Below are 26,609 nucleotides of genomic sequence, written 5' to 3'. Positions count from 1 at the left end.
GTCGGCGGTGGAGGAGCAGACCGCGACGACGAACGAGATGTCGCGCAATGTCGCGGAGGCCTCGACGGGCTCGGGTGAGATCGCGACGAACATCTCCGGCGTCGCCGCCGCCGCCGATGCGACGACCCTGGCTCTTGCAAAGACCCGCGGTGCCATCGACGACCTCGCCAGAATGGCTACTGACCTGCGTGGGGCCGTCGCCGGCTTCACGTCCTGACCCGGCCCGGCCGGACCGCTGTTCGTGAAGGGGGAGTGCCACCATGCCGTACTCCCTGCTGGGCGGACATGCGATCGGGTTCGACCTCGCCCGGCTCGGCCGTGGTCGCCAGGCGGCCGCCGTCCTGCGGACCGCGCTCACCGCTGACGTCGCAGACCTGGACGCGTGGGCCGCGCAGCACCCGGGACCGGTGCGCCGGAGCGACTGGCTGCGGGCCGCCGCACGCGCCGACGAGCGGGCGGCCACCGTCCGGTCGATGCTGCCCCTGGCCGGCGCGGCCGTCGAGGAGGCCGTCACGACCGGGGCGTCCACGCTCCTGCGTCGCCTCGAGACGAGCCTGCTCGGTGACACGCACGCCCTGGACCACTTCGTCCGGCACGAGCTCCTGGACTGGACCTGGATCCACTCCGGCCCGATGAGCGTGCAGGACCCGACCGCTTCGGCCGCCGCGGACGTGCTGTCCGACGCCGCGGTCAGCGGCTTCCTCGGGGACCGGCTCGACCCGGGAGTGCGGCGCGCGCTGGTCGCGCCGTACCTGCGCGCGGACCTGCCGACCCGCGACGAGACGGCCTCGACCGGGATGGGCCGCCTCGACCGGGTGCTCGACCGGCTGGCCGACGGCGACGAGGAGGTCCGGGCCGCCTGGCGCCGGGTCGTGGACGAGAACCGGGTGCGCACGGCCGAGTGGGCGCCGGCGATGCACCAGGCGAGCTGGGCGGTGTCGATGGCCGGTCGGCTGCGGCTCGCCTGCGACGCCCAGCTCGCCGGCGTCATCGCCTTCCAGCTCGCCGGGCTCACGCCCCGGGACGCGGCGTACGGCGTCTGGAACGCGGTCTCCGGCGTCCTGCAGGCGGTGGCGATCGCCGACCTGCTGCCGGCCACCGCCTCGACGGTGCTGCTGCGCCCGTGGCACCTGGTGTACGGCGAGGGACCGATCTTCGGGGCCTGACATCCGGACCTGGGTGCGTCGCACTCCTTAGGTATCCGCCCGCGCCGCCGATGGTCACTACGTCCGCAGCCTGGCGGACAGGACGAGAGGACGCCCATGCCCGGTATCAGGGTGCTCGTGGTCGACGACTCCGTGGTGATCCGCAAGCTGGTGTCCGACCTGCTCTCCGCCGACCCGGACATCGAGGTCGTCGGCACGGCCGTGAACGGCCGGGCCGCGCTGCAGAAGGTCGCGCAGCTCAGGCCGGACCTGGTGACCATGGATATCGAGATGCCGGAGATGGACGGCATCGAGTCGGTCCGCGCCATCCGCGCGACCGGCAACAAGGTACCGATCATCATGTTCAGCACGCTCACCGAGCGGGGCGCGGTCGCGACCCTGGACGCCCTCGGCGCGGGCGCCTCCGACTACGTGCCCAAGCCGGCGAACGTCGGCAGCGTGGGCCGCTCGATGGAGCAGGTCCGCGAGGCGCTGATCCCGCGGATCAAGTCGCTGGTGCCCCGACGCGGCATCACCCCGCACCCCGCTGGTGTCACGGTCGCCCCGACCGCCACCGTGCAGCTGCACGCCCCGGCGACGCCTCCGCTCGGAGGCCACCGCCTGCTGGTCATCGGCAGCTCGACCGGCGGCCCCGAGGCCCTCAGCGCGCTGCTGCACACGCTGCCGCCGCTCTCGGTCCCGGTGGCGGTCGTGCAGCACATGCCGCCCCTGTTCACCCGCCAGTTCGCCGCCCGCCTGGACCGGCAGCTGCCGTACGACGTCGTCGAGGCGGAGCACAACCAGCCGCTGCGGCCGGGCACCGTGGCGATCGCGCCCGGCGACTACCACCTCGAGGTGACCACCGACGCCGCCGGCCTCCGCACCCGGCTCACCCAGGCGCCGCCCGAGAACTACTGCCGGCCGGCCGTCGACGTGCTGTTCCGCAGCGCCGTGGCCGCCGTCGGCCCGGCGGTGCTGGCCGCTGTGCTGACCGGCATGGGGTCCGACGGCTGCAAGGGCGCGAGGCTGATCGTCGAGCGCGGCGGCAGCGTCCTGGCCCAGGACCAGGCCACCTCCGTGGTCTGGGGGATGCCGGGCGCCGTCGCCACCGCGGGGCTGGCCGAACGGGTGCTGCCCCTTCTCGAGCTCGGACCGGAGATCCTGCGCCGGCTCGCTCGCCAACGTCCGTCCCTCGTCCCGGCAGGAGCGCTGTCATGAGCATCGGGCACGACGCCTTCACGTTCGTCCGCGAGCTGGTGCGAGCGGAGAGCGCGATCGTCCTCGAGCCGGGCAAGGAGTACCTCGTCGAGTCCCGCCTGGTGCCGCTCGCCCGTCAGGGCGGCCACGCGAGCGTCGATGCCTTCGTCGCCGAGCTCGCCACCCGCCGCAACCCGTCGGCCCTGCGGCTCGTGGTCGAGGCACTCACCACCAACGAGACGTCGTGGTTTCGAGACACCGACCCGTTCACCACGCTGCGACAGTCGGTCTTCCCGGCTCTCGCCAAGACCCGCAGCAAGCGCGAGATCCGCGTCTGGGCCGCGGCCTGCTCCAGCGGTCAGGAGCCGTACAGCATCCTGATGACGGCGCAGGACACCCCCGAGCTCTCGGGGTGGAAGATCGACATGCTCGCCACCGACCTCTCCCAGGAGATGCTCGACCGGGCGAGCAAGGGCGAGTACTCACAGCTGGAGGTCAACCGCGGGTTGCCCGCGACCACCCTCGTCCGCCACTTCGAGCGCGCCGGCCTGAACTGGCGGATCAGCTCGGCACTCTCCTCGCAGGTGCAGTTCCGCCAGCTCAACCTGGTCCGTCCCTTCCCGCCGATAGGGAAGTTCGACGTGGTCTTCCTGCGCAACGTGCTCATCTACTTCGACCTGGCGACCAAGCGCGACATCCTGCGCCGCGTCCGGCAGGTGATGGCACCCGACGGCCACCTGTTCCTCGGTGCGGCCGAGATGACCATGGGCGTCGACGACGCCTGGGAACGAGTACCGGCCGGACGATCCTCCGTGTACCGGATCAGAGAGGAACAGCGCACATGCGTGCCTTGATTGTCGATGACTCCCGAGCGATGCGGCGGATCGTCGGTCGCATCCTGGTCGATGCCGGCTTCGAGGTCCTCGAGGCCGGTGACGGCCAGGAGGCGCTCGACGTCCTCGCCGCCCAGGACGGGAACCTGCCCGTCCTGGCATGCGTGGACTGGAACATGCCCGTGATGGACGGCCTGACGTTCATCACCGAGGTCCGCAAGCAGGTCGAGTGGCGCGCCATCACCTTGATGATGGTGACCACCGAGAGCGAGCAGGACCGGATCGTGCGCGCGCTGGCTGCAGGGGCGCACGAGTACCTGATCAAGCCGTTCACCGGCGACGCCCTCGTGGAGAAGCTCGACCTGCTCGGGCTGACCCCGACGACCGTGGGAGATCCCGTATGACCACCTACAGCGCGCCCGACCAGGCCCTGGTGCACGCCGCGATCGAGCAGGTCTGGGGCTCGATGCTCTTCGAGGCCGCCGACCCCTGGCCCGCGGGCGTACCGGCGGAGTTCGAGACCGGCCTCCAGGCCCACATCGAGATCCGCGGCGGCTGGAACGGCCGGCTGCTGCTGACCTGCGACAGCTCCGTCGCGGCTCAGATCGCGGGCGCTCTCCTGGGCATGGGCCCGGACGAGACGGTCGACGAGCCGGACGTCCACGATGCGGTCGGCGAGGTCCTGAACGTCGTGGGCGGCAGCGTGAAGGGCGCCATCGGCGGCTCGATGACGCTCGGCCTCCCGGGCATCCGGGCGAGCGCGTCACCGCCGTCCACCGAGGAGAGCCTCGTGGTGTCCTGGCGCGGCAACCCGGTGCACGTCCAGATCGTGCCCGACGCCGTGGCCAGCTGACCCGACCACCCACTAGGAGGAGACCACCCGACCATGAAGATCATCATCGCCGACGACAGCCGGGTCATGCGCCAGATCGTGCTGCGCACGCTGCGCCAGGCCGGCTTCGGGCACCACGACTTCGTGGAGGCCACCGACGGTGCCGACGCACTCGACAAGGTCGCCACGGAGAGGCCCGACCTGGTGCTCTCGGACTGGAACATGCCGAACAAGACGGGGATCGAGCTGCTCCGCGACCTGCGCGGCAGCGGCAACGCCGTCCCGTTCGGGTTCGTCACCTCCGAGGGCTCCGACGAGATGCGCAAGACCGCCGCGGAAGCGGGCGCGCTGTTCCTCATCGCCAAGCCGTTCACCCCCGAGCACTTCGAGTCCGCGCTCGCCGGCATGCTGGGCTGAGGGGCGCGACGATGAGCCTCCCGGACCGCAAGCTGATCAAGGACGTCTTCGAGGGCCTGCTCGGCCGCGACGTCGCCGTGGGCGATGGTGCCCCGGTCACCCTCGACCCGCCCCGGCCTGTGGTCGCGGCGTACGTCGACCCCCAGCACAACCTGGCCACCATCGCCGTGATGGACCTGCCGCTGGCGGCGTACGCCGGCGCCGCCCTCGCGCTGATCCCCAAGGGCGGCGCAGACGCGGCCGTCGAGGACGGCCTGCTGCCCGACAACCTGTTCGAGAACGTCTCGGAGATCCTGAACGTGCTCGCAGCGCCCATCGGCGACTGCGCCGGGGTGCACCAGCGGCTGTCGTCGACCTTCGCCCCGCACGACCCGCTGCCCCCGCAGATCGCGTCGTGCGCGGCCACACCGGGCGTCCGCGAGGACGTGGCCCTCGAGATCGCCGGCTACGGCAGTGGCACGCTCTCGGTGGTGACGGTCGTCGTCTGAGACCGGGGGTCCCGACACGTAGGCTGGCGGACAGCATGAGCATCTCGATCCCCCTGCCCGGCATGCCCGCCACCCCCACGTCCGACGGGCCGGAGCCGACCCGCCGCGGACCCACTCGCGAGGAGCTGCTCGAGGGGCTCAACGAGCCCCAGCGGGCGGCCGTCGTCCACGAGGGCGCGCCGCTCCTGGTCGTCGCGGGAGCGGGCTCGGGCAAGACCCGGGTGCTGACCCGCCGGATCGCCTGGCTGATCTCCGAGCGGAAGGCCCACCCCGGGTCGATCCTGGCGATCACGTTCACCAACAAGGCCGCGGCCGAGATGAAGGAGCGGGTCGAGGACCTGGTCGGCCGGCGGGCCCGGATCATGTGGGTCTCGACGTTCCACTCCGCCTGCGTGCGGATCCTCCGCAAGGAAGTCGACAAGCTGGGGTTCAAGTCGAACTTCTCGATCTACGACGCGGCCGACCAGAAGCGGCTGATGACGCTGGTCTGCAACGACCTGGATCTCGACCCGAAGCGCTACCAGCCGGGCGCGCTGCTGCACTGGGTGTCCAACCAGAAGAACGAGCTGCGCGACCCCGACGAGGCGACCAAGGACGCGCGCAACCACCTGGAGGAGACCTACGCCGCGGCGTACACCACCTACCAGCGGCGGCTGCGCCAGGCCAACGCGCTCGACTTCGACGACCTGATCATGTTCACGGTCCACCTGTTCCAGCAGTTCCCCGAGGTGCGCGAGACCTACCGGCGCCGGTTCCGGCACGTGCTCGTCGACGAGTACCAGGACACCAACCACGCGCAGTACGCCTTCATCCACCAGCTCTGCGCCGACCGGATGGAGGAGCTGGACCCGTCCGCGGAGCGCATCGAGCCGGCCGAGCTGATGGTCGTCGGTGACGCCGACCAGTCGATCTACGCGTTCCGGGGCGCCAACATCCGCAACATCCTCGACTTCGAGCAGGACTTCCCGAACGCCACCTCGATCCTGCTCGAGCAGAACTACCGCTCCACGCAGACGATCCTGACCGCCGCGAACTCGGTGATCGGCCACAACCAGGCGCGCAAGCCCAAGCGGCTGTGGTCCGACGCCGGCGACGGCGAGCGGATCGTCGGGTACGTCGCCGACGACGAGCACGACGAGGCGCGGTTCGTCTCCGAGGAGATCGACCGGCTCACCGACGCGAAGGCCTACCGGCCCGGGGACGTCGCCGTGTTCTACCGCACGAACGCCCAGTCGCGAGTGTTCGAGGAGATCTTCATCCGCCTCGGCATGCCCTACAAGGTGGTCGGGGGCGTCCGCTTCTACGAGCGCCGTGAGGTCCGGGACGCGCTCGCCTACCTTCGGCTGCTGGTCAACCCTGCCGACCAGGTCTCGCTGCGCCGGATCCTGAACACCCCCAAGCGGGGCATCGGCGACCGGGCCGTCGCGTGCGTCAACGCCCTCGCGGAGCGGGACCGGACCACGTTCTGGGAGGCGCTGCGCCGCGCGGAGGACGCGCCGGGGCTCGCCACCCGGTCGCTGACCCAGATCCAAGGGTTCGTCGCGATGATCGAGGAGCTCCAGTCGATGGTCGACGGGGGCGAGCGCCCCGACGTGATCCTGGAGACCACGCTGGCGCGCTCGGGCTACCTCACCGCGCTGGAGGAGAGCGACGACCCCCAGGACGAGACCCGGCTGGAGAACCTCGCCGAGCTGGTCGCCGTCGCGCGCGAGTTCGCCGACGACCCCGTCGCAGGTCCGTCCGCCGACCCGGCCGACGTCGACGCCGGCACCGTCGCGCCGGGCCTGGCGGACTTCCTGGAGCGGGTCGCGCTGGTCGCCGACGCCGACCAGATCCCCGACGACGACCCCGAGGACGCCGGTGTCGTCACCCTGATGACCCTGCACACCGCGAAGGGCCTGGAGTTCCCCGTCGTCTTCCTCACCGGTCTCGAGGACGGCGTGTTCCCGCACGCGCGCTCGCTCGGTGAGCAGCAGGAGCTCGAGGAGGAGCGCCGGCTGGCGTACGTCGGCGTCACGCGGGCCCGCGAGCGCCTCTACGTCTCCCGGGCCGTGGTCCGCTCGGCGTGGGGCGCGCCCTCGCACAACCCCGGGTCGAGGTTCCTCGACGAGCTGCCCGTCGACCTGGTCGACTGGCGCCGCACCGAGGCCGCCCAGACCCGCTGGGGGCGCCCCGACCTGGCGAGCGGCTCGGCCGCCCGGCTCGGCTCGCCCACCGCGGCCGGCCGCCGGAACTTCTCCGCCGCCGCCGTCCGCGCCGACGCGGCGGCCCGGGCCAAGCCGGCCCGCGAGATCCCGAGCCTCGAGCCCGGCGACCGGGTGCTGCACGACTCCTTCGGCATGGGCACGGTCGTCGCGCTCGAGGGGGTCGCGGAGAAGGCGGTCGCCTCGATCGACTTCGGCTCCGAGGGCGTCAAGCGGCTGCTGTTGCGCTACGCGCCCGTGGAGAAGCTGTAGCGCTCGTCCGCGCTACGGCGTCAGGCCGTGGACCACGAGCGCCTGGTACGGGTCGACGGGGTCGCCGGCGCCGGGGCGGACCTCGAGGTGCAGGTGCGGGCCGGTCACGTTGCCGGTGGAGCCGACGTACCCGATCAGATCGCCGGCGCGGACCTCCTGGCCCACGCTGACCGTGTACGACGTCTGGTGCGCGAACCACAGCTCGGTGCCGTCGTCGAGCGTGATGACGGTCTTGTTGCCGTACGCGCCGTCGTAGCCGACGGAGGTGACCACGCCGTTGGCGATCGCCACGATCGGGGTGCCGCTGGGCGCCGCGAAGTCCAAGCCGGTGTGGTAGTTCGACCAGAGTCCGCTGTAGTCGCCGAAGCCCGCGGTCAGGTGGTAGCCGGCCACGGGCAGGACCCACTGGTTGAGGCGGAGCTTGTCGGCCTGCTGCTGGGCCAGGGCGGTCAGCTTCGCGAGCGCGGCGTCGCGCTGGCGAGCCTGGTCCTCGGCCTGCGCGACGAGCTCGGCGTCGGCGCGATCCTCCAATGCGTCCCGGCGGGAGTCGCGGCTGATCGTGCCGCGGTCGAGCATGCTGACCCGGGAGACGTCACTGGCGCCGCTGAGGGCGCTCGCCTGGGTGAACCGGGCCGCGTCCTCGCCGAGGCCGCCGTTCGCGACGGTCAGGGCTCCGCCCGCGGAGATCGCGAGGGCGGCGACGCCGAGCAGGATCGGCGGCGAGGGGAGGAGGCCGCGGAAGAGCGGTCCGCGCGGGGCCGTGTGGCGGTGGGCGCGCCGGGCCGGCCTGTCGGTCACCGCCGGACCGGCCTTCTCGGGCTTCGGGGGCTTCGCGGTCTTCAGCAGCTTCGGCGCCTTGGCCGGCGGGGTCGCCCGGCGCTTGCCGCCGACGGCGACCGGGGTCGCTGCCTCGAGCGGGGTCGGGAGGTCCGAGGGACGGCGGCCGGGGCCGCGACGTTCCGCTCGGTGGTTGCCCATGAATAAGTTCTCCGCTGCTCGGGGTTCAGACGGCGACGCCCGACTGTAACGGAAAGATCACGGGCGCAGGAAACCTTCTGGGGAATCTTCGGCAGGAGAACCGGGTACTTGAACCCGTTCGGGCGGGGAACGGGGTGGCGGAGTGGGCAGGGTCACGCGTGCCTCCGGCGCGGTTCGGGGTGGGTTAACCTGCGGACATGACGTCGACCACACCCTCGGGGGGCCCGGCCGGCCCGTCGCCGCGGATCCGGATCGTGGTCGGCAAGCCCGGCCTCGACGGCCACGACCGGGGCGCCAAGATCGTCGCCCGCGCGCTGCGGGACGCCGGCCACGAGGTGGTGTACACCGGCCTGCACCAGACCCCGGAGCAGATCGTGGAGACGGCGATCCAGGAGGACGCCGACCTGATCGGCCTCTCGGTCCTCTCCGGCGCGCACATGACCCTGTTCCGGCGGCTGCTCGAGCTGCTCCGGGAGCGGGACGCGGCCGACATCGTGGTCTTCGGGGGCGGGATCATCCCCGAGGAGGACATCCCGGTGCTGGAGGAGCTCGGCGTCGCCAAGGTGTTCACCCCCGGCGCGGCGACCGGCGAGATCACCGGCTGGGTCGCGGAGCACTTCGCCGGCTGAGGGTTACCGACGAGTCGTATGCCACGCGTCACGTCCGGCCGCCCTCGTCGTACCCGCGGGGTCCGGACTAGGGTGCCCGAGGACACCCGAGCGACATCCCAGCGGCGCGCGGACGTCAAACGCGTCCGCCCGCTCCTACAGAGGAACATGGTGGATCAGTGGATCTGATGGAGTACCAGGCGAAGGAGCTCTTCGCCAAGCACGACGTACCGGTCACTCTCGGCATCGTCGCCCACACCCCCGACGAGGCCCAGGCCGCTGCTGAGCAGCTGGGTGTCGTGGTGGTCAAGGCGCAGGTGAAGGCCGGTGGCCGCGGCAAGGCGGGCGGCGTCAAGCTCGCCAAGACGCCCGAGGAGGCTCGCACGCACGCCGAGGCGATCCTCGGCATGGAGATCAAGGGCCTCCGCGTGAACCGCGTGCTCATCGCTCCCGCCGCCAGCATCGAGGAGGAGTACTACTTCTCGTTCCTGCTCGACCGGGCCAACCGTCGCTACCTGTGCATCGCCAGCGTCGAGGGCGGCGTGGAGATCGAGGAGGTCGCCAAGACCAACCCCGACGCCGTGCGCCAGATCCCGATCGACCCGGGCGCCGGTGTCGACGAGGCCAAGGCTCGGGAGATCGTCGCCGACGCGAAGTTCCCCGAGGCGCTGACCGAGCAGGCCGTGCAGACCGTGCTCGCGCTCTGGAAGGTCTTCGTCGAGGAGGACGCCACGCTGGTCGAGGTCAACCCGCTCGCGCGGCTGGCCGGCGACAAGCTCGAGGCGCTCGACGGCAAGGTCTCGCTCGACGAGAACGCCGAGTTCCGCCACGAGGAGCACGCCTCCTTCGTGATCCGCGAGGAGGAGGACCCGCTCGAGTCCGCCGCCAAGGACAAGGGCCTGAACTACGTCAAGCTCGACGGCTCGGTCGGGATCATCGGCAACGGCGCCGGTCTGGTCATGTCCACGCTCGACGTCGTCGCGTATGCCGGTGAGAAGCACGGTGGGGTCAAGCCCGCGAACTTCCTCGACATCGGTGGCGGCGCCAACGCCCAGGTGATGGCCGACGGCCTGCACGTGATCCTCGGCGACGAGCAGGTCAAGGCCGTGTTCGTGAACGTGTTCGGCGGGATCACCGCCTGCGACGAGGTCGCCAACGGCATCGTCGGCGCCCTGGACATCCTCGGTGAGGATGCCACCAAGCCGCTGGTCATCCGGCTCGACGGCAACAATGCCGACGAAGGCCGCCGGATCCTCACCGAGGCGGCCCACCCTCTCGTGACCATGGTGGACACGATGGACGGCGCGGCCGACAAGGCCGCCGAGCTCGCGAACGCCTGAGACTGGAGACCACGAAGCAATGTCGATCTACCTCAACAAGGACTCCAAGATCATCGTCCAGGGCATGACCGGTGGCATGGGCTCCAAGCACACCACCCTCATGGTCGAGGCGGGGTCCAACATCGTCGGCGGCGTGAACGCGCGCAAGGCCGGCACCTCGATCGAGCTCGGCGGCAAGGACCTGCCCGTGTACGGCACGGTCAAGGAGGCGATGGCCGAGACCGGCGCCGACGTGTCGGTCGTGTTCGTCCCGCCCGCCTTCACCAAGGACGCCTGCATCGAGGCCATCGACGCCGGCATCGCCCTGCTCGTCGTGATCACCGAAGGTGTGCCCGTGCAGGACACCGCCGAGGTGTTCGCCTACCTGCAGAGCGCCGCGAACACGGGCGGCACCCGGATGATCGGCCCGAACTGCCCCGGCGTCATCACGCCGGGGGAGGCGTTGGCCGGCATCACGCCCGCCACGATCGCGGGCTCCGGCCCGGTCGGCCTGGTGTCGAAGTCCGGCACGCTGACCTACCAGATGATGTACGAGCTGCGCGACCACGGCTTCTCGACCGCGATCGGCATCGGTGGTGACCCGATCATCGGCACCACCCACATCGACGCCCTCGCGGCGTTCGAGGCCGACCCGGACACCAAGGCGATCGTGATGATCGGCGAGATCGGCGGCGACGCCGAGGAGCGGGCGGCGGCGTACATCAAGGAGCACGTGACCAAGCCGGTCGTCGGCTACGTCGCCGGCTTCACCGCGCCCGAGGGCAAGACCATGGGCCACGCCGGCGCCATCGTCTCCGGCTCCTCCGGCACCGCGCAGGCGAAGAAGGAGGCCCTCGAGGCCGTCGGCGTGAAGGTCGGCAAGACGCCGTCCGAGACCGCCGAGCTCATGCGCGAGGTCCTCGCCTCGCTCTGATCCACCGCGTAGGACGACGGCCCCGGGCACGCGCTTGCCCGGGGCCGTTCGCCCCGGATCTCGTCCGGCTGGCGCCCGCTGCTCGACCAACGGCGACCGCCGCGGCGCTCAGCAGCCGCGCTCGGTGAAGCGGCAGAGGGCGGGGACCAGGCCCCGGTTGGCCTCGGTGACGTCGGGGACGCTCTGGGCGGCGCTGTCGAGCGAGCCCTCGGTCGAGCGGGGCGGGATCGCGCCGACCGCGCCCTCGCCGATGCTCGGCGACGGCGACGGCGATTCGGACTCGAGCCCCGGCTGGGCGCACGGGTCGGCCGAGAACACGCACAGCTGGGCCCGGACCACCTCGGAGCGGTGGGTCATGTTCGAGATCGCCGTCGCCACGGCCTGGTCGTCGCCGGCGGCGCCGTAGGAGGTGTCGAGGTAGAGCGCGTTCCCGGACCGGACGACCTCCCAGAGCGTGAGCTCGGCGAGCAGGTCGCCGTCCTTCGAGCGCTGGATGAACGCGAAACCGTCCTCGCCGAGGTCGACCGGGACGGTCTCCTGCACCAGCGGCAGCCCGGTGCCGTTCTCATCCCGCGCGCAGTCCTCGACGCCCGAGCGCAGCGCGGCGAGGGCCTGCTCAGCGGTGGCGCCGTCGGCGTACAGGGCGAGCGTGCGGCCGAGGTAGGCCTCGTTCTCCTCGAAGCGCGCGCCGGCGAGGTCGACGGTCGCCACCGGGTCGGCGGGTGACCAGGCGGTCGTCCCGCACAGCACGATGTCGTCGACCCCGGACTCCGCGGTGACGGGCGGGTCACCGAAGAGGTCGGTCGCGAGCGGGAAGTCGTCGGGCACCTCCTGCTGCCAGCTGACCGCCGGCGCGGGCTGGACGTCGCGGTCCTGGTGGTCTCCGGCGAGCAGCGCGACCGGCGTGACGACGGCAGCGAGGACGGCGACGGCGGCGGCGCCGGCCAGCGCGTTGTTGCGCCGGCGGATCCGGTTGCCGCGTCGGCGCACCTCGGCGGCGGGGAGGGGAGTCATGGGAGGTCCTGGGACGGTGAAGTTCTCGAGCTCCTCGATCGGGTCACGCATGGCTCGCTCCTTCCTGGAGACCGCCGGGTCGTTCGTCGGCGAGCATCGCGGCGAGCGCCGCGCGGCCGCGGCTGAGCCGGGCCTTGATGGTGCCCTCGGGGACGCCGACCTCACGGGCGACGTCGTGGACGGGGAGGTCGGCGATGTGGTGCAGGACCAACGCCTGTCGCTGCGCCTCGGGGAGCTGCTTGAGCGCGGCCACCAGCGCGACGTGTGCCTCGCTCGGCGGCGCCGTCTCGGTGGGCGCGCCGAGGGCCCGGTCGACCGGCCTGCGGCCCCGCGCCGTACGCCGCCAGCGGCTCACCGCCAGGCGGTACGCCGTGGTCCGCACCCACGCCTCGGGGTGCTCCGCGCGGTCCAGCTTGCGTCGGTGCGCCCAGGCCCGCGCGAACGCCTCCTGGACGCACTCCTGTGCCTCGTCACGGTTGCCGATCATCGCGTAGACCTGGCCCACGATGCGTTGGAACGACGCGCTGTAGAACTCGTCGAACTCGAGCTCGTCCATCGACCCAGGGTTCCCGTCTGTGTGCGGCCCGGCTCGGTGCCGAGTCGTAGGGGATACGCCTCACCGCGCACCACGGTTGCACGCTCGGGGAGTATTTCTGGCTCTCCTGACCTATCAGTGGGTGCGTAGAGCCCCGGGTCGGGCGTTGCGTGGCTTGCGGACGGCCTGGGGTGACGGCCGACAAGGCTGGCAGGGGGCACGGTGGGCGGGCGGTTGCGGTTCGCTCCCGGCCGCCGGGTTCTGGCGGGACGTCATGCAGACGGAGCAAGCGGTAACACCGTCCGCATGACCTCCCGGAGACCCCAGCCTCGACCAGGCCCCACCGCCTGGTGCAGAACCACAGATGCAGCAGGAGCGCCGTATTTCTGCGCAGGTTCAGCCGGCCGGGTCCGGGCTAGGGGCGCGGCATCGCCTCGAGGCGCGCGAGCGCGCGCTCGACCAGGGCGACGAAGTCGTCGGCGGACATCCCGCCGGCGGGGTCGGGGACGAAGCCGACCTGCGCGACGGAGGTCCGGTCGCGGACGATGCCCATCAGGTAGCTCACCGACCGCTGGTCGCTGATCTCCGTGGTCACCCGCCAGACGGTGAGGTCGCGGTGCTTGCCCTCGAGCTGGCGGATCCGGTCCACCTGGGTGCCCATCTGCTTCTTCGAGCAGCTCGCCAGCCGGTCGCGGACGTCGTCGACGAAGCCGGCCGCCTTCGGTTCGGGGAGGGAGCCGATCGTCTCGGTGAGGCCGAACTCGGCGCGCAGCTTCGCGCCGGGCACCAGGAACGTCCGGGTGACGTTGTTGCTCATCGCCTTGGTGCTGAAGTCCGCGCGGTCGCAGCCGGTGGCCGCGGCGTTGTCCCGTGCCTGGCGCGGCTCGGTGCCGACCCAGGGTCGGCGTACCTCTCCCACCGGCGGCAGGTCGACCTCGGCGAGCATGGCGGGCACGGTCGCGACCGGGACCGGCGGCACGGTCCGCAGGCGCGGCCGGCTCGAGCAGGTCCCGGCGCCGGTGCGGCCGCACAGCTCGGTCACCGCCGACCCGAGCAGGGCGGCGGACTTCGTCAGCTCCGGCGCCCGGCCGACCGGCGAGCGGCTGACGACCGTGGTCGTGAGCTGCCCGGTCCGGGCGACGCCCGCGACCACGGTCGAGGCGGGAGCGTCCCAGGTGCGCAGCACCACGAGCATCGCCTCGTCGCCGACGCCCGCAACCTCGCGGGTCTCGAGCAGCTGGGCGCGCTCGGAGGCGCAGCCGGCGAACCAGGAGAGCGCGGTCCGGTAGCCGCGACCCGCGGCCTTGGCCGAGGGGGAGGCCTGCGTGGCCTGGACCGTCTCGGCCGAGCCCTTGCCCGCGGATCCGAAGACCCGAACCAGGGCGGCGGTGCCGCGGGGGTCGGCGTACCGGCTCGCCTGGCACGGCATCACCAAGCCGTCGCCACCGGAGTTGTCGTCGGTCCGGGTCACCGTCCAGCCCGAGCCGGGCACCTGGGCGCCGACCTGCTCGGCCGTGAGGAGCGTGTCCTCGGGAACGTCGACCGGGTCTGGGGTCGGCGAGCTCGACGGCTTGTGGTCCTGGGGGGCCTCCATCCGCTCACCGGCCAGCGTCGGCCGCACCCCGGTCGCGTCGGTGACCAGCGTGCCGGTGACGACCAGGGCGGCGACGGTCGCGGCGACGCCGATCACCGTGTGGGTACGACGGCGGGCGGCCCCGGCCCGCCGGATGATCGTGGCTCGCGGCCAGCGGCCGTCGTCGACGTGGGCGCGGATCGGGTCGAAGAGCGTGCGGATGCTCGTGGTCGGCACCTCGCGCAGGACGGAGAGCCGCGACATCGCGGTCTGCAGCTCGCGCTCGGCCTCCAGCCGGGGGAGCCCCACCTCGCGAGCGATCTCGGCGAGCGAGGCGGTCGTCAGCTCGGTCAGCAGCAGCACCTTGCGCTGGCCCAGCGACAGCTTGCCGAGCGCGTCCAGCGTGGCCTTCACCTCGGGGTCGAGGCCCTTCTCGCGGTGCCAGAGCTTCGCGGTGTGGCGGCGCTGGGCGTGTGCGCAGGCGCGCACCCGGACCCAGGCCTCCGGGTCCTCCAGGCGGGTCACCTTGCGCCAGTGGTGCGAGCCCACCACGAACGCGTCGCGGACGGCGGCACGGGAGGATCCGAGGTCGCCGGTCAGGCAGTACGTCAGCAGCAGCAGGCGCGTGCGGACGTCCTTGTAGAACTCGTCGAACTGACCGGGGTCCCTCATGGCGACGTCCACGGTAGCCCGATCGGGACATCCCGGCCGAACCGGCGTGGGAGCCCGGATCGGCCTGCCCGGGCGGTGATGATGGCGGAGCCATGACTTCGCTGCTCACCGGCTCGGCCGCCGCCCGCCTCGCAGGCGCGGACCGCTCGGACCCCCGCCACCGGCGACCCCTGGTGCTGGTCGCGGTCCTCGGCGGGGCGAGCGCGGCGCTGGCGACCCTCCTGATCTGCCTGGCCGTCGGAGTCGTGGGCTGGTTCCTGGCTGACGCGGGCGCACACGGAACCCCACGCGACGGACTGCGGGTGGGGGCGCTCGGCTGGCTGCTGGCCCACGGCTCCGGTATCCACGTCGACGGCGTCGCGGTGACCGTCGTACCCCTCGGCCTGACGGCGCTGGCCGCCTGGGCCGTGTGGCGCCTCGGGCACCGGGTCGGCGACTCGGTGTCTGGCCACGGACCCGACGCGGACCGGATCGCCGACGGTGAGCGCGACTGGACGGTCCCGACCGCGGCTGCCGCGTTCTTCGCCGGCTACCTGCTCGTGGCCCTCGTCACGTTCCGCCTCGCGGCCACCGCCGAGACCGCACCCTCGCTGCCGCGGGTGGTCGCCGGATCGCTGCTGCTGTGCGCCACGTTCGGGCTGGTCGCGATCGCGGTGGGCTCGGGGCGCGCGGCGATCTGGGCCGCGTTCGTCCCCGCCTCGGTGCGGGCCGCGGGCGCCGCCTGCCTGCGGGTCCTCGGCGGCTACCTCGCGCTCTCGGCGCTGGTCTTCCTGGTCGCGTTCGCGCTGGACTTCGGTACGGCGGCCAACGTGATGTCCCGGCTGCACCTGAGCGCCGGCGACGGCACCGTCTACGCGGCGCTGACCGCGACCCTGGTCCCCAACGCTGCGGTGTTCACCGGCTCCTACCTGCTCGGCCCGGGCTTCGCGGTGGGCGTCGACACACTGGTGTCCCCGACCGGCGTCGCGCTCGGCCCGCTGCCGATGTTCCCGCTGCTCGCCGCGCTCCCGGCGAACGGACCGACCCCGGCCTGGACGGCGTACCTCCTCGCGGTGCCGCCGCTGGTCGCCGCTGCCGCCGTCGCCCGCTCGCAGCGCCGCTACCCGACGCTGCGCTGGGACCACGGAGCCCTGCGCGGTTGCGTGGGCGGCGCGCTGGCCGGACTCCTGCTCGGGCTGCTCGCCGTGGTCGCTGGAGGGGCCGTCGGGCCGGGCCGGATGCGCGAGGTCGGACCGTTCGCGTTCGACGTGCTCGTGCACGCGATCACCGCCTTCGGCCTCGGCGGCCTGGTCGGCGGCGTTCTCATGACCTGGTGGCAGCGTCGGACCCATCGCCGCGGTTCCCTAGAATCCACCGCGTGACCCCACGCCGCCCCGCTCGTCTCGTGGTGCTCGTGTCCGGGTCCGGGACCAACCTCCAGGCGTTGCTCGACGCGTGCGCCGACCCGTCGTACGGCGCCCGCGTCGTCGCCGTGGGCGCCGACCGCGACGACATCGAGGGACTCGCCCGCGCGGATCGGGCCGGCGTGCCGACGTTCGTGCGGAAGGTCGGGCAGTTCACCAGCCGCGAGCACTGGGACCGGGCCCTCGCGGACACGGTCGCCGGCTTCGAGCCCGACCTGGTCGTGCTTGCCGGGTTCATGAAGCTGGTGGGGGCCGAGTTCCTGACCCGGCTCGGCGGCCGGGTCGTCAACACCCACCCCGCGCTGTCCCCGTCCTTCCCCGGCATGCACGGTCCGGCCGATGCCCTCGCGTACGGCGTCAAGGTGACCGGGTGCACGCTGTTCGTGGTCGACGACGGGGTCGACACCGGCCCGATCGTCGCCCAGCGAGCCGTGCCGGTCGAGGACGACGACACCGTCGAGACGCTGCACGAGCGGATCAAGGTCGCCGAGCGCGCGATGCTGGTCGACACGGTCGGCCGGATGGCCCGGGCCGGCTGGACCGTCGAGGGCCGGCGCACTCGGTTCGGTGACGAGACCTGACGGTCCTATGCTGGACTCCACACGACTGGCGCGGGTGGGTGACCACCGGGGAGTGACGCACGGAGCATCGACCGCCTGGGTGCTCCCCCTTCCGAGCAGGAGTTCTCTGTGTCCGAACCCGTGTCCACGCCCGAGCACCGCATCCCGATCCGCCGCGCCCTCGTCTCCGTCTACGACAAGACCGACCTCGAGGACCTGGTCCGCGGCCTGCACGACGCCGGCGTCGAGCTGGTGTCGACGGGCGGCTCAGCGAAGCTGATCGAGGGCCTGGGCCTCCCGGTCACCAAGGTCGAGGACCTGACCGGCTTCCCGGAGTGCCTCGACGGCCGGGTCAAGACGCTGCACCCGCGCGTGCACGCGGGGATCCTCGCCGACCGGCGCCTGGACTCCCACGTCCAGCAGCTCGCCGACCTCGGGGTGGAGCCGTTCGACCTGGTGGTCTCCAACCTCTACCCGTTCCGCGAGACCGTCGCGTCGGGCGCCACGCCCGACGAGTGCGTGGAGCAGATCGACATCGGCGGGCCCTCGATGGTCCGGGCCGCCGCCAAGAACCACCCGTCCGTGGCGATCGTGACCTCGCCGGAGCGGTACGCCGACGTGCTGGCGGCCGTCGCCGCAGGCGGGTTCACCCTCGAGCAGCGCAAGGTGCTGGCAGCCGAGGCGTTCACCCACACCGCGGCCTACGACGTCGCGGTCGCGGGCTGGTTCGCCTCGACGTACGTGCCGGCCGAGGACGGCTGGCCCGAGTTCGCCGGGGAGACCTGGCAGAAGGCCGCCGTGCTGCGGTACGGCGAGAACCCGCACCAGGACGCCGCCCTCTACACCGATTCGTCAGGGGGCGGCGGTCTGGCCGGGGCCGAGCAGCTGCACGGCAAGGAGATGTCCTACAACAACTACGTCGACACCGACGCGGCGCGGCGCGCGGCGTACGACTTCGACGAGCCTGCCGTCGCGATCATCAAGCACGCCAACCCGTGTGGCATCGCCGTCGGCGCCGACGTCGCCGAGGCCCACCGCCGCGCCCACGAGTGCGACCCGGTCAGCGCCTTCGGCGGCGTGATCGCGGTCAACCGGCCCGTCTCGGTCGAGATGGCCCGCCAGGTGGCCGACGTGTTCACCGAGGTGATCGTCGCGCCGTCGTACGACGAGGGCGCGGTCGAGATCCTGCAGGGCAAGAAGAACATCCGCATCCTGCGCTGCGCCGACCCGGCCGAGGAGCGCTCCACCGAGCTGCGCCAGATCAGCGGCGGCGTGCTCGTGCAGGTGCGTGACCACGTCGACGCGACGGGCGACGACCCGTCGACCTGGACGCTGGCCGCGGGGGAGCCCGCCTCGGCGGAGGTGCTCGCCGACCTCGCGTTCGCCTGGACGGCGTGCCGCGCCGCGAAGTCCAACGCGATCCTGCTCGCCAAGGACGGCGCCTCGGTCGGCATCGGCATGGGCCAGGTCAACCGGGTCGACTCCTGCCGGCTCGCCGTCTCGCGGGCCGGGGACCGGGCCGCGGGATCGGTCGCCGCCTCCGACGCGTTCTTCCCCTTCGAGGACGGCCCGCAGATCCTCATCGACGCCGGCGTCACCGCGATCGTGCAGCCGGGCGGCTCGGTCCGTGACGAGCTCACGGTCGAGGCGGCCAAGGCCGCCGGCGTCACCATGTACTTCACCGGCACCCGGCACTTCTTCCACTGAGCCGACAGGCGAGGATGACCACGTGACCGCACAGAAGCTGGACGGGACCGCCACCGCGGCGGCGATCAAGGGCGAGCTGACGACCCGGGTGGCGGCCCTGCACGAGCGCGGGATCCGTCCCGGGCTCGGCACCATCCTCGTGGGCGACGACCCCGGGTCGCGGTGGTACGTCAACGGCAAGCACAAGGACTGCGCCGAGGTCGGCATCGAGTCCATCCGGATCGACCTGCCCGCGACCGCGACCCAGGACGAGATCGAGGACGCGGTCCGGGTGCTCAACGACGACCCGGCGTGCACCGGCTACATCGTGCAGCTGCCGTTGCCGAAGGGCCGCGACGAGAATCGCGTGCTCGGCTTGATCGACCCGGCCAAGGACGCCGACGGCCTGCACCCGACGAACCTCGGCTGGCTGGTGCTCGGCAAGGCCGCGCCGCTGCCGTGCACCCCCAACGGCATCGTCGAGCTGTTGCGCCGCCACGGGGTCGAGATCGCCGGCGCCGAGGTCACCGTGGTCGGGCGCGGCGTCACGGTCGGCCGGCCGCTCGGCCTGCTGCTGACTCGCCGCAGCGAGAACGCCACCGTGACGCTGTGCCACACGGGCACCCGCGACCTGGCGGCGCACGTGCGCGGCGCCGACATCGTCGTGGCGGCTGCCGGGGTGCCCGGCATCGTCACCGGCGCGATGGTCAAGCCGGGTGCCGCCGTGCTCGACGTGGGGGTCTCCCGGGTCGACGGCAAGCTCGCCGGGGACGTGGCCCCCGAGGTGTGGGACGTGGCCCGTTGGGTCTCGCCCAACCCGGGCGGCGTCGGCCCGATGACCCGGGCGATGCTGCTGTCCAACATCGTGGCGATGGCCGAGCAGACGGATTCGTGAGCGACCTCGAGCCTCCCGACGACCTGGAGCCCGTCTCCGCGGAGGACGTGGGCCGGCGCTACCCGTCCACGATCGGGGGCGCGTTCTACCTCGTGGTCATCGCGGTGACCGCGATCGGGTTCGGGATCGTCACCACCGGCGCGTGGCGCCAGGGGATCCGCTGGATCGCCGGTGCGTTGCTGTTCGCGGCCGTCGTCCGGGCGGTGCTGCCCAGCCGGGACGCCGGCATGCTCGCCGTACGGCGGCGCTGGTGGGACTGCTTCCTGCTCGCCGGCGTCGGCGTCGCACTGATCCTGCTGGCCGGCTCGATCCCCGACCAGCCGCTGTAGCCCGCACCGCTCCCTCGCGTACGGTCGGTCCGTGACCGACCCCTCCCGCGCCCCCTCCGATGTCGCGGCCCTCGCCGACCAGCTCCTCGACGCGCAGGTGGCCTACCACGTGGCCCGGTTGAGCGGAGCCGGCCTGTCGGAGACCGTCGCCGGGCTCGCCGACGACCTGCTCGCGGCGTCCGCCGGGCAGCCGATCGCCGACCTCGTCGACCGGGACACCCTGGTCGCGATCGCGACGCGCCTGCTGCAGAGCGTGCCGGGCAGTGCCGCCACCGGCGCGGTCGTCGAGGTCCTCGCCGACGTCGTCCACGACGGGCCGGTCGACCGGCACCTGCTCGGCGAGCTGGCCGACCGGGAGCAGATCGAGGCGCTGCTCGACTAGTTGATCGCGCTGAGCCCGGGGCTCGAACGGGGCCTGGACCGGCTCACCGCCAGCCCGCTGGTCGGGACCGTCGCCTCGCGGTTCATGGGCCGGATCGTCGGCGAGGTGCTCCAGGCCAACAAGGCGGTCGCCGACCGCGTCCCCGGCCTCGGCTCCCTGATGTCGTTCGGCACCAGCGCCGCGTCGAAGGTGATGGGCGTGGCGGACAAGCAGTTCGAGGGGCTGATCGGCGACACCGTCGGGCGCGGCGGCACCTACGCCGTCGGCCGGCTCAACAAGATCCTGGTCGAGACCGTGCGGGACCCCACGACCCGCGCGGCGGTGCTGCAGGTGTGGGAGCTGGCCGCCGCCGAGCCGATCTCGGGGCTGAGCCGCAGCGTCACCCGCGAGCAGCTCGCCGGGCTCGTCGACGCGGCGTACGACCTGGTCGTGACCGCCGCCGCGGGGGAGCCGGCCGCGGGGCTGGTCGAGGCCGCGGTCGACGGGCTGCTGGAGCGGCTCGGCGGCTACACGCCCACCGAGCTGCTCGATGAGCTCGGCCTGGACCGGGCCGACGTCGTCGCGGACGTCGTGCGGCTCGCGCCGTACGCCGTGGCGGCGCTGCACGAGTCCGGTGAGCTGGAGCGGATCATCCGCGCCCGGCTCACGCCGTTCTACGACTCGGCCGCGGTCAGGTCCCTGCTGGGCTGAGTTGTCGGGGCCGACCCGTCAGATCAGCCCCAGCTCCTTGACGGCCTCGCGCTCGTCGGCGAGCTCGGCGGTCGAGGCGTCGATCTTGGCGCGCGAGAAGTCGTCGATCTCGAGACCCTGGACGATCTCCCAGTCGCCGTCCTTGGTGGTGACCGGGAAGGAGGAGATCAGGCCCTCGGGGACGCCGTACGAGCCGTCGGAGACCACCGCCATCGAGACCCAGTCGGCGTCGGCGCTGCCGAACAGCCAGTCGCGGGCGGCGTCGATGGTCGCCGAGGCGGCCGACGCGGCCGAGGACGAGCCGCGGGCCTCGATGATCGCCGCGCCGCGCTTGGCGACGGTCGGGATGAAGGTGCTCTCGATCCAGTCCTGGTCGCCGACGACCTCGGCGGCGTTGCGGCCGCCGATCTCGGCGTGGAAGACGTCGGGGTACTGCGTCGCGGAGTGGTTGCCCCAGATCGTCATCTTCTTGATGTCGGTGACCGCGGCGCCGGTCTTGGCGGCCAGCTGCGAGATCGCCCGGTTGTGGTCGAGGCGGGTCAGCGCGGAGAAGCGGGCCTGGGGGATGTCGGGGGCGTTGGTCATCGCGATCAAGGCGTTGGTGTTGGCGGGGTTGCCGGTCACGCCGATGCGGACATCGTCGGCGGCCACCTTGTTCAGCGCCTTGCCCTGGGCGGTGAAGATCGCGCCGTTGGCCGAGAGCAGGTCGCCGCGCTCCATGCCCGGGCCGCGCGGGCGCGCACCGACGAGCAGGGCGAGGTTCACGCCGTCGAAGATCTGCTCGGCGTCGTCGCCGATCTGGACCCCGGCGAGGTTCGGGAACGCGCAGTCGTCGAGCTCCATCACGACGCCTTCGAGCGCCTTGAGGGCCGGCGTGATCTCCAGCAGGCGCAGCTCGATCGGGCGGTCGCCCAGCAGCGACCCGCTCGCGAGACGGAACAGCAGGCTGTAGCCGATCTGGCCGGCGGCGCCGGTGACGGCGACCTTCAACGGGGTAGAGCTCACGACGACTCCTTCACGCGACGGTTTCTCGTCCCGACGCTAGCAGCGGCTCCGCCTCCTGCGATGCTGGGGTCCATGACCGTGCGGCCCCTCCTCCTGGCGGCCGCACTCGCCGTCCTGGCCGGCTGTGGCACCGCATCGGCGCCGAGCCCGCCGGCCGGGGTGGACGAGCTCACGATCCCCACCCCGTCCCCGGACCCCGGCGACTTCGTCGCGACCGTGGACAACCCCTGGTTCCCGCTCGAGGCCGGCGATTCGTGGGTCTACGCCGTCACCGACGCCGAGGGCGCGCACCGGATGCGGGTCACCGTGGAGACCGGCCCGGAGGTCGCCGGCGTGGCCACGACCAGCCGCGTGACGACCGAGCCGTCCGGGGTCGTCACCGACTGGTTCGCGCAGGACGAGCGCGGCAACGTGTGGTGGTTCGGCCGCGCCGGCAGCTGGCGGGCGGGGGAGGACGGCGCCGAGGCGGGCATCGCGATGCTGGCTCGGCCCCGGGTCGGTGACGGCTACCGGACGGGCTACCTGGAGGGAGTCGTGGAGGACACGGCCCGCGTGGTGTCGCTGGACGAGAGCGCCGAGGTCGCCGCCGGGTCGTACGACGACCTCCTGCTCCTCGAGCAGCAGAGCGCGCTCGAGCCCGGGGCCACGGCCGAGCTCTCCTACGGCCGGGACGTGGGTCTGGTGGAGGCCCGGCTGGTCTCCGACAGCTACCGGACCGTGCGGCTGGTGCGGGGACCTACTCCGCCGGCGGCCTGATCCGGGTCCCGCCGTCGTCCGACTCATCCTGGGCCGCCTGCTCGGCCGCCTGCTGGACGCGCCACTGCTCGGGCGTCTGCCCCACGGGGTGCCACTGCTGGCCGATCGGGTCCCACTGCCAGCCGTCCTGGACGATCGGCGCGACGTACGCCGACGGGCTCTCCTGGTTCCACTGCTGTTGGTACTGGTCGGGCGCGGCGTAGCCGGGCACCTGCGCCGCGGTGCGCGGGCGGCGGAGGACGACTCCCGAGCCCGGGACCGGGTCGCCGACCCGGCCGAACAGCAGCGAGTAGCCGGCGCCCGCGATCGTCGCGCCGAGCGCCGGGGCGAGGATGAACAGCCAGAGCTGGATGATCGCGTCGGGGCCGGCGAACAGCGCCGGGCCGATCGAGCGCGCCGGGTTGACCGAGGTGCCGGTGGCCGGGATCGCCACGAAGTGGATCGCGGCGAGGGTCAGGCCGATCGTGAGCGGGGCGAGGGCCGGGTGCTCGTTGCGCTCGTCGGTGACCGCGAGGATCACGCCGACGAAGACGGCGGTCAGCAGCGCCTCGAGGACGAATGCCGCCCACCACGCGTAGCCGCTGCCCTGGTCGCCGAAGAAGTTCTGTCCCATGTTGCGCTCGGAGTCGAAGCCGTCGAAGCCGTGCAGCAGCAGGAACAGGGTGAGCGCGGCGAGGACCGCGCCCCCCACCTGGGCGAGCAGGTACCAGCCCGCGCGGGCCCACGACATCCGGCCGCCCACCGCCGCGCCCACGGAGACCGCCGGGTTGAAGTGCGCGCCGCTCACGCGCCCGAACGCATAGGCCATCACGCCCACGGCCAGGCCGAAGGTGAGGCCGATCGTGGCGATGGTGGTCTGCGCGTCGGCCTCGTGGGCGAAGACGATCGACCCACACCCGAAGAAGACCAGCACGAACGTGCCGATCGCCTCGGCGGAGAGCTGCTGCTGGAGAGTCGGCTGGCTGGAGTCGGCCACGATGTGCTCCTCGTTCGCGCTCGCTCACACGCGTCCCCCGCGGACGCAGCGACAGCACTCTACTCACGCGCGGGCCCGGCTGGACCTGCCTCGAGAGCCGGTGCGAAGGTGGCTCCGTCGGACCCGTCAGGTATCTTGACGTCAAGCAACTTTCTCGAGCTTCAGGAGTCGTCGCGCATGGCCACGATCATCTACACCCACACCGACGAGGCGCCGCTGCTCGCGACGTACTCGTTCCTGCCGATCATCCAGGCGTACGCCGCGAAGGCCGGTGTGGAGGTGGAGACCCGCGACATCTCCCTCGCGGGCCGGATCATCGCCCAGTTCCCCGACCGCCTGACCGCCGAGCAGCGGATCGACGACGCGCTGGCCGAGCTCGGCGAGCTGGCCAAGCGGCCCGAGGCCAACATCATCAAGCTGCCGAACGTCTCCGCCTCCGTCCCGCAGCTCAAGACCGCGATCAAGGAGCTCCAGGAGCAGGGCTACGACCTGCCCGACTACCCCGAGAACCCGCAGACCGACGAGGACCGGGACGTCCGGGCGCGCTACGACAAGGTCAAGGGCTCGGCGGTCAACCCGGTGCTGCGGCAGGGCAACTCCGACCGCCGTGCGCCCGCGTCGGTCAAGCAGTACGCGAAGGCCTACCCGCATCGGATGGGCGCGTGGAGCACCGACTCCAAGACCAACGTCGCCACCATGGGCGAGCACGACTTCAAGACCAACGAGAAGTCCGTGGTGCTCGCCGCCGACGACACCCTGCGCATCGAGCTCGAGGCCGCGGACGGCACCACGACCGTGCTCAAGGAGTCACTGCCGGTCCTGGCCGGTGAGGTCGTGGACGCCACGACCCTCCAGGTCGCCCACCTGCACGGCTTCCTGCGCAACGCGATCGCCCGCGCGAAGAGCGAGGGCGTGCTGTTCAGCGTCCACCTCAAGGCGACGATGATGAAGGTCTCCGACCCGATCATCTTCGGCCATGTGGTGCGGGCCTTCTTCGAGCCGGTCTTCGCGAAGTACGGCGACGACCTCGCCGCGGCCGGCCTCAGTCCGAACGACGGCCTCGGCGCCATCCTCGGCGGGCTGGACAAGCTCTCGAACGGCGCCGAGATCAAGGCGGCCTTCGAGCAGGCGATCGCCGACGGCCCCGCGCTCGCGATGGTCGACTCCGACCGCGGTATCACCAACCTGCACGTGCCCTCCGACGTGATCGTGGACGCCTCGATGCCGGCGATGATCCGCACCTCCGGCCACATGTGGGGCCCCGACGGCCAGGAGGCCGACACCCTGGCCGTGATCCCGGACTCCTCCTACGCCGGGGTCTACCAGACGGTGATCGACGACTGCCGCGAGCACGGCGCGTTCGACCCGGCGACGATGGGCTCGGTGCCGAACGTCGGCCTGATGGCCCAGGCGGCCGAGGAGTACGGCTCCCACGACAAGACCTTCGAGATCCCCACCGACGGCACCGTGCGGGTCCTCGACTCCTCGGGCGCGGTCCTCATCGAGCACGACGTCGCGGCCGGCGACATCTGGCGCGCCTGCCAGACCAAGGACGCGCCGATCCGCGACTGGGTCAAGCTCGCCGTGACCCGCGCCCGCGCGACCGGTGCGCCGGCGGTCTTCTGGCTAGACGAGACCCGCGCCCACGACGCCAGCCTGATCACGAAGGTCAACGCCTACCTGCCCGAGCACGACACCGAGGGCCTGGACATCAAGATCCTGGCGCCCGAGCTGGCGACGGCGTACTCCCTCGAGCGGATCCGCCGTGGCGAGGACACCATCTCGGTGACCGGCAACGTGCTGCGCGACTACAACACCGACCTGTTCCCGATCCTCGAGCTCGGCACCTCCGCGAAGATGCTCTCGGTCGTGCCGCTGATGGCCGGCGGCGGGCTGTTCGAGACCGGCGCCGGGGGCTCGGCGCCCAAGCACGTCCAGCAGCTGCTCAAGGAGAACTACCTGCGCTGGGACAGCCTCGGTGAGTTCTTCGCGCTCGCGGCGTCCTTCGAGCACCTCTCCGGGTACGCCGCCAACCCGGGAGCCCAGGTCCTCGCCGACACCCTGGACCGCGCGACGGGCACTTTCCTGGACCGGGACAAGTCGCCGACCCGCAAGCTGGGCGGCATCGACAACCGCGGCTCGCACTTCTACCTGGCGCTGTATTGGGCGCAGGAGCTGGCGGCCCAGACCGAGGACGCCGACCTCGCGGCCGCGTTCAAGCCGCTGGCCGAGACGCTCGCCGCGCAGGAGCAGCAGATCGTCGAGGAGCTGCTCGCCGTGCAGGGCTCTCCGGCCGACATCGGCGGCTACTACCGGCCCGACGACGCCTTGGCGTCCGCGGTGATGCGGCCCTCGGCGACCCTGAACGAGGCGCTGGCCTCCCTTGGCTGACGCCGGCCCCGACCCGACGCCCGACGAGCGGGACCAGACCTACGACCGCTGGTCCCGCACGCAGGCGCTGAGCAACCGCGGGTACCTGATCGCCGCGGTCGTCCCGTTCGTGATCGCCGCGATCGGGTTCGGCATCGTCGCCCTGGTCTCCTCCGGCGACGAGGCCGGCAGCGGCACCACGGTCCGGCTGCCGATCTCCGGTTGGGCGCCGACGTCCGGTGGCGGCGACGATGCCCTGATCCAGGGCGTGCTGCGCCTCGACGACCACTACTGCGTCTACCTCGAGGCGGGCCAGGACGGGGCCGACCCCGGGAAGGTGTGGCCGGTCTGGCCGGCGGGCTTCAAGGCCACCCGCGAGGGCGACCGGCTCACGCTGCTCGACGCGGACGGCAAGGTCGTCGCCCACGACGGCGACCAGGTCTCGATGAGCGGCGGCTTCGGCCCGGCCGGCACCTTCGCCGGCGAGCCGTGCGTGCCGGCGAGCGGCGAGGTCGCGATCGTGCAGTCCGCGGTGACGGTCGAGCGCTGACGCACA

Annotated in this window: 28 protein-coding genes and 1 riboswitch; of the genes, 22 read left to right on the top strand and 6 right to left on the bottom strand. The window is 72.4% G+C overall.

Annotation, left to right across the window (positions count from 1 at the left end; all coding sequences use genetic code 11):
- Positions 1-7 precede the first annotated feature (7 nt).
- The 9 genes from NOCA_RS19715 (at position 8) to pcrA (ending at position 7,368) form a co-directional block, all read left to right on the top strand.
- Complete coding sequence (locus NOCA_RS19715; protein WP_202944651.1) at positions 8-217, top strand: methyl-accepting chemotaxis protein; 210 nt, start codon at positions 8-10, stop codon at positions 215-217.
- 43 nt (positions 218-260) lie between these two features.
- Positions 261-1,166, top strand: coding sequence for a hypothetical protein (locus tag NOCA_RS26055; RefSeq protein WP_011757031.1), 906 nt, complete (start codon positions 261-263; stop codon positions 1,164-1,166).
- Positions 1,167-1,262: 96 nt separating this feature from the next.
- Entirely contained in the window at positions 1,263-2,363 is a 1,101-nt protein-coding gene (locus NOCA_RS19705) for a protein-glutamate methylesterase/protein-glutamine glutaminase (protein ID WP_011757030.1), read from the top strand.
- Positions 2,360-3,196 carry a CheR family methyltransferase gene (locus NOCA_RS19700; protein ID WP_011757029.1) on the top strand — a complete coding sequence of 279 codons (837 nt, stop codon included), beginning with the start codon at positions 2,360-2,362 and terminating at the stop codon, positions 3,194-3,196. Before NOCA_RS19705 ends, NOCA_RS19700 begins: the two co-directional genes overlap by 4 nt.
- The gene (locus tag NOCA_RS19695; RefSeq protein ID WP_011757028.1) at positions 3,184-3,579 is read left to right on the top strand and encodes a response regulator; all 396 of its coding nucleotides are present in this window, start codon (positions 3,184-3,186) and stop codon (positions 3,577-3,579) included. Before NOCA_RS19700 ends, NOCA_RS19695 begins: the two co-directional genes overlap by 13 nt.
- Positions 3,576-4,028 carry a chemotaxis protein CheX gene (locus NOCA_RS19690; protein WP_011757027.1) on the top strand — a complete coding sequence of 151 codons (453 nt, stop codon included), beginning with the start codon at positions 3,576-3,578 and terminating at the stop codon, positions 4,026-4,028. Before NOCA_RS19695 ends, NOCA_RS19690 begins: the two co-directional genes overlap by 4 nt.
- Positions 4,029-4,061: 33 nt before the next feature.
- A complete protein-coding gene (locus tag NOCA_RS19685) occupies positions 4,062-4,424 on the top strand; it encodes a response regulator (protein WP_011757026.1) in 363 nt (120 codons plus the stop codon).
- Positions 4,425-4,435: 11 nt separating this feature from the next.
- Positions 4,436-4,912 (top strand): hypothetical protein, encoded by a 477-nt coding sequence (locus tag NOCA_RS19680; protein WP_011757025.1) that lies wholly within the window; start codon positions 4,436-4,438, stop codon positions 4,910-4,912.
- Between the two features lie 62 nt (positions 4,913-4,974).
- Positions 4,975-7,368 (top strand): DNA helicase PcrA, encoded by a 2,394-nt coding sequence (gene pcrA, locus NOCA_RS19675; protein ID WP_011757024.1) that lies wholly within the window; start codon positions 4,975-4,977, stop codon positions 7,366-7,368.
- A 12-nt stretch (positions 7,369-7,380) separates the two neighbouring features.
- On the opposite strand, the gene NOCA_RS28050 is transcribed toward pcrA, so the two are convergent.
- Positions 7,381-8,346, bottom strand: coding sequence for a M23 family metallopeptidase (locus NOCA_RS28050; RefSeq protein WP_011757023.1), 966 nt, complete (start codon positions 8,344-8,346; stop codon positions 7,381-7,383).
- A gap of 197 nt (positions 8,347-8,543) precedes the next feature.
- On the opposite strand from NOCA_RS28050, the gene NOCA_RS19665 reads away from it, so the two are divergent.
- The 3 genes from NOCA_RS19665 (at position 8,544) to sucD (ending at position 11,207) form a co-directional block, all read left to right on the top strand.
- Positions 8,544-8,975, top strand: a complete 432-nt coding sequence (locus NOCA_RS19665; protein ID WP_011757022.1) for a cobalamin B12-binding domain-containing protein — start codon at positions 8,544-8,546, stop codon at positions 8,973-8,975.
- Between the two features lie 158 nt (positions 8,976-9,133).
- Positions 9,134-10,294, top strand: coding sequence for an ADP-forming succinate--CoA ligase subunit beta (sucC, locus tag NOCA_RS19660; RefSeq protein ID WP_011757021.1), 1,161 nt, complete (start codon positions 9,134-9,136; stop codon positions 10,292-10,294).
- A gap of 19 nt (positions 10,295-10,313) precedes the next feature.
- Positions 10,314-11,207 carry a succinate--CoA ligase subunit alpha gene (gene sucD, locus NOCA_RS19655; protein ID WP_011757020.1) on the top strand — a complete coding sequence of 298 codons (894 nt, stop codon included), beginning with the start codon at positions 10,314-10,316 and terminating at the stop codon, positions 11,205-11,207.
- Positions 11,208-11,315: 108 nt separating this feature from the next.
- Here the strand turns inward: sucD and NOCA_RS19650 are convergent, their stop codons facing one another.
- The 3 genes from NOCA_RS19650 to NOCA_RS26045 form a co-directional block, all read right to left on the bottom strand.
- Positions 11,316-12,272, bottom strand: coding sequence for a hypothetical protein (locus tag NOCA_RS19650; RefSeq protein WP_011757019.1), 957 nt, complete (start codon positions 12,270-12,272; stop codon positions 11,316-11,318).
- Positions 12,265-12,777 (bottom strand): RNA polymerase sigma factor, encoded by a 513-nt coding sequence (locus NOCA_RS19645; RefSeq protein ID WP_011757018.1) that lies wholly within the window; start codon positions 12,775-12,777, stop codon positions 12,265-12,267. The genes NOCA_RS19650 and NOCA_RS19645 overlap by 8 nt, the downstream gene beginning before the upstream one ends.
- Positions 12,778-13,171: 394 nt before the next feature.
- Entirely contained in the window at positions 13,172-15,001 is a 1,830-nt protein-coding gene (locus tag NOCA_RS26045; RefSeq protein WP_011757017.1) for a hypothetical protein, read from the bottom strand.
- 92 nt (positions 15,002-15,093) lie between these two features.
- On the opposite strand from NOCA_RS26045, the gene NOCA_RS19635 reads away from it, so the two are divergent.
- From NOCA_RS19635 to NOCA_RS19610, 7 genes are all read left to right on the top strand, one after another.
- The gene (locus NOCA_RS19635; RefSeq protein WP_011757016.1) at positions 15,094-16,362 is read left to right on the top strand and encodes a cell division protein PerM; all 1,269 of its coding nucleotides are present in this window, start codon (positions 15,094-15,096) and stop codon (positions 16,360-16,362) included.
- Positions 16,359-16,985, top strand: coding sequence for a phosphoribosylglycinamide formyltransferase (purN, locus tag NOCA_RS19630; protein WP_011757015.1), 627 nt, complete (start codon positions 16,359-16,361; stop codon positions 16,983-16,985). Before NOCA_RS19635 ends, purN begins: the two co-directional genes overlap by 4 nt.
- Positions 16,986-16,996: 11 nt before the next feature.
- A riboswitch (ZMP/ZTP riboswitch) is annotated at positions 16,997-17,073 on the top strand.
- 20 nt (positions 17,074-17,093) lie between these two features.
- Complete coding sequence (gene purH / locus NOCA_RS19625) at positions 17,094-18,671, top strand: bifunctional phosphoribosylaminoimidazolecarboxamide formyltransferase/IMP cyclohydrolase (RefSeq protein WP_011757014.1); 1,578 nt, start codon at positions 17,094-17,096, stop codon at positions 18,669-18,671.
- A 22-nt stretch (positions 18,672-18,693) separates the two neighbouring features.
- Positions 18,694-19,545, top strand: coding sequence for a bifunctional methylenetetrahydrofolate dehydrogenase/methenyltetrahydrofolate cyclohydrolase (locus NOCA_RS19620; protein WP_011757013.1), 852 nt, complete (start codon positions 18,694-18,696; stop codon positions 19,543-19,545).
- Positions 19,542-19,874, top strand: a complete 333-nt coding sequence (locus NOCA_RS19615) for a DUF3017 domain-containing protein (RefSeq protein WP_011757012.1) — start codon at positions 19,542-19,544, stop codon at positions 19,872-19,874. The genes NOCA_RS19620 and NOCA_RS19615 overlap by 4 nt, the downstream gene beginning before the upstream one ends.
- Positions 19,875-19,905: 31 nt before the next feature.
- Entirely contained in the window at positions 19,906-20,256 is a 351-nt protein-coding gene (locus NOCA_RS26040) for a hypothetical protein (protein WP_011757011.1), read from the top strand.
- Positions 20,257-20,946, top strand: a complete 690-nt coding sequence (locus tag NOCA_RS19610) for a hypothetical protein (RefSeq protein WP_011757010.1) — start codon at positions 20,257-20,259, stop codon at positions 20,944-20,946.
- A gap of 18 nt (positions 20,947-20,964) precedes the next feature.
- On the opposite strand, the gene NOCA_RS19605 is transcribed toward NOCA_RS19610, so the two are convergent.
- Positions 20,965-21,951 (bottom strand): malate dehydrogenase, encoded by a 987-nt coding sequence (locus NOCA_RS19605; protein WP_011757009.1) that lies wholly within the window; start codon positions 21,949-21,951, stop codon positions 20,965-20,967.
- A gap of 72 nt (positions 21,952-22,023) precedes the next feature.
- On the opposite strand from NOCA_RS19605, the gene NOCA_RS19600 reads away from it, so the two are divergent.
- Positions 22,024-22,707: a hypothetical protein gene (locus NOCA_RS19600; protein ID WP_041546720.1), complete on the top strand. Its 684-nt coding sequence runs from the start codon at positions 22,024-22,026 to the stop codon at positions 22,705-22,707.
- Here NOCA_RS19600 and NOCA_RS19595 read toward each other — a convergent pair.
- Positions 22,688-23,683, bottom strand: a complete 996-nt coding sequence (locus NOCA_RS19595) for an MIP/aquaporin family protein (RefSeq protein WP_011757007.1) — start codon at positions 23,681-23,683, stop codon at positions 22,688-22,690. The genes NOCA_RS19600 and NOCA_RS19595 overlap by 20 nt on opposite strands.
- Before the next feature lie 177 nt (positions 23,684-23,860).
- On the opposite strand from NOCA_RS19595, the gene NOCA_RS19590 reads away from it, so the two are divergent.
- Both NOCA_RS19590 and NOCA_RS19585 read left to right on the top strand, forming a co-directional pair.
- Positions 23,861-26,074 (top strand): NADP-dependent isocitrate dehydrogenase, encoded by a 2,214-nt coding sequence (locus tag NOCA_RS19590; RefSeq protein ID WP_011757006.1) that lies wholly within the window; start codon positions 23,861-23,863, stop codon positions 26,072-26,074.
- Positions 26,067-26,603 carry a hypothetical protein gene (locus NOCA_RS19585; protein WP_011757005.1) on the top strand — a complete coding sequence of 179 codons (537 nt, stop codon included), beginning with the start codon at positions 26,067-26,069 and terminating at the stop codon, positions 26,601-26,603. The genes NOCA_RS19590 and NOCA_RS19585 overlap by 8 nt, the downstream gene beginning before the upstream one ends.
- Positions 26,604-26,609: the final 6 nt, after the last annotated feature.

The organism is Nocardioides sp. JS614 (assembly GCF_000015265.1).
In the GTDB taxonomy this organism is placed as follows: Bacteria; Actinomycetota; Actinomycetes; order Propionibacteriales; family Nocardioidaceae; genus Nocardioides.
This window is presented reverse-complemented; position numbering and strand designations above follow the sequence as displayed.

Excerpts from the sequence above, each read along its gene's own strand:
- NOCA_RS26055 (WP_011757031.1), top strand. The coding sequence starts at position 261 with ATGCCGTACTCCCTGCTGGGCGGACATGCGATCGGGTTCGACCTCGCC.
- NOCA_RS19705 (WP_011757030.1), top strand. The coding sequence starts at position 1,263 with ATGCCCGGTATCAGGGTGCTCGTGGTCGACGACTCCGTGGTGATCCGC.
- NOCA_RS19700 (WP_011757029.1), top strand. The coding sequence starts at position 2,360 with ATGAGCATCGGGCACGACGCCTTCACGTTCGTCCGCGAGCTGGTGCGA.
- NOCA_RS19695 (WP_011757028.1), top strand. The coding sequence starts at position 3,184 with ATGCGTGCCTTGATTGTCGATGACTCCCGAGCGATGCGGCGGATCGTC.
- NOCA_RS19690 (WP_011757027.1), top strand. The coding sequence starts at position 3,576 with ATGACCACCTACAGCGCGCCCGACCAGGCCCTGGTGCACGCCGCGATC.
- NOCA_RS19685 (WP_011757026.1), top strand. The coding sequence starts at position 4,062 with ATGAAGATCATCATCGCCGACGACAGCCGGGTCATGCGCCAGATCGTG.
- NOCA_RS19680 (WP_011757025.1), top strand. The coding sequence starts at position 4,436 with ATGAGCCTCCCGGACCGCAAGCTGATCAAGGACGTCTTCGAGGGCCTG.
- pcrA (WP_011757024.1), top strand. The coding sequence starts at position 4,975 with ATGCCCGCCACCCCCACGTCCGACGGGCCGGAGCCGACCCGCCGCGGA.
- NOCA_RS28050 (WP_011757023.1), bottom strand. The coding sequence starts at position 8,346 with ATGGGCAACCACCGAGCGGAACGTCGCGGCCCCGGCCGCCGTCCCTCG.
- NOCA_RS19665 (WP_011757022.1), top strand. The coding sequence starts at position 8,544 with ATGACGTCGACCACACCCTCGGGGGGCCCGGCCGGCCCGTCGCCGCGG.
- sucD (WP_011757020.1), top strand. The coding sequence starts at position 10,314 with ATGTCGATCTACCTCAACAAGGACTCCAAGATCATCGTCCAGGGCATG.
- NOCA_RS19650 (WP_011757019.1), bottom strand. The coding sequence starts at position 12,272 with ATGCGTGACCCGATCGAGGAGCTCGAGAACTTCACCGTCCCAGGACCT.
- NOCA_RS19645 (WP_011757018.1), bottom strand. The coding sequence starts at position 12,777 with ATGGACGAGCTCGAGTTCGACGAGTTCTACAGCGCGTCGTTCCAACGC.
- NOCA_RS26045 (WP_011757017.1), bottom strand. The coding sequence starts at position 15,001 with ATGAGGGACCCCGGTCAGTTCGACGAGTTCTACAAGGACGTCCGCACG.
- NOCA_RS19635 (WP_011757016.1), top strand. The coding sequence starts at position 15,094 with ATGACTTCGCTGCTCACCGGCTCGGCCGCCGCCCGCCTCGCAGGCGCG.
- NOCA_RS19600 (WP_041546720.1), top strand. The coding sequence starts at position 22,024 with ATGACCGTGCGGCCCCTCCTCCTGGCGGCCGCACTCGCCGTCCTGGCC.
- NOCA_RS19590 (WP_011757006.1), top strand. The coding sequence starts at position 23,861 with ATGGCCACGATCATCTACACCCACACCGACGAGGCGCCGCTGCTCGCG.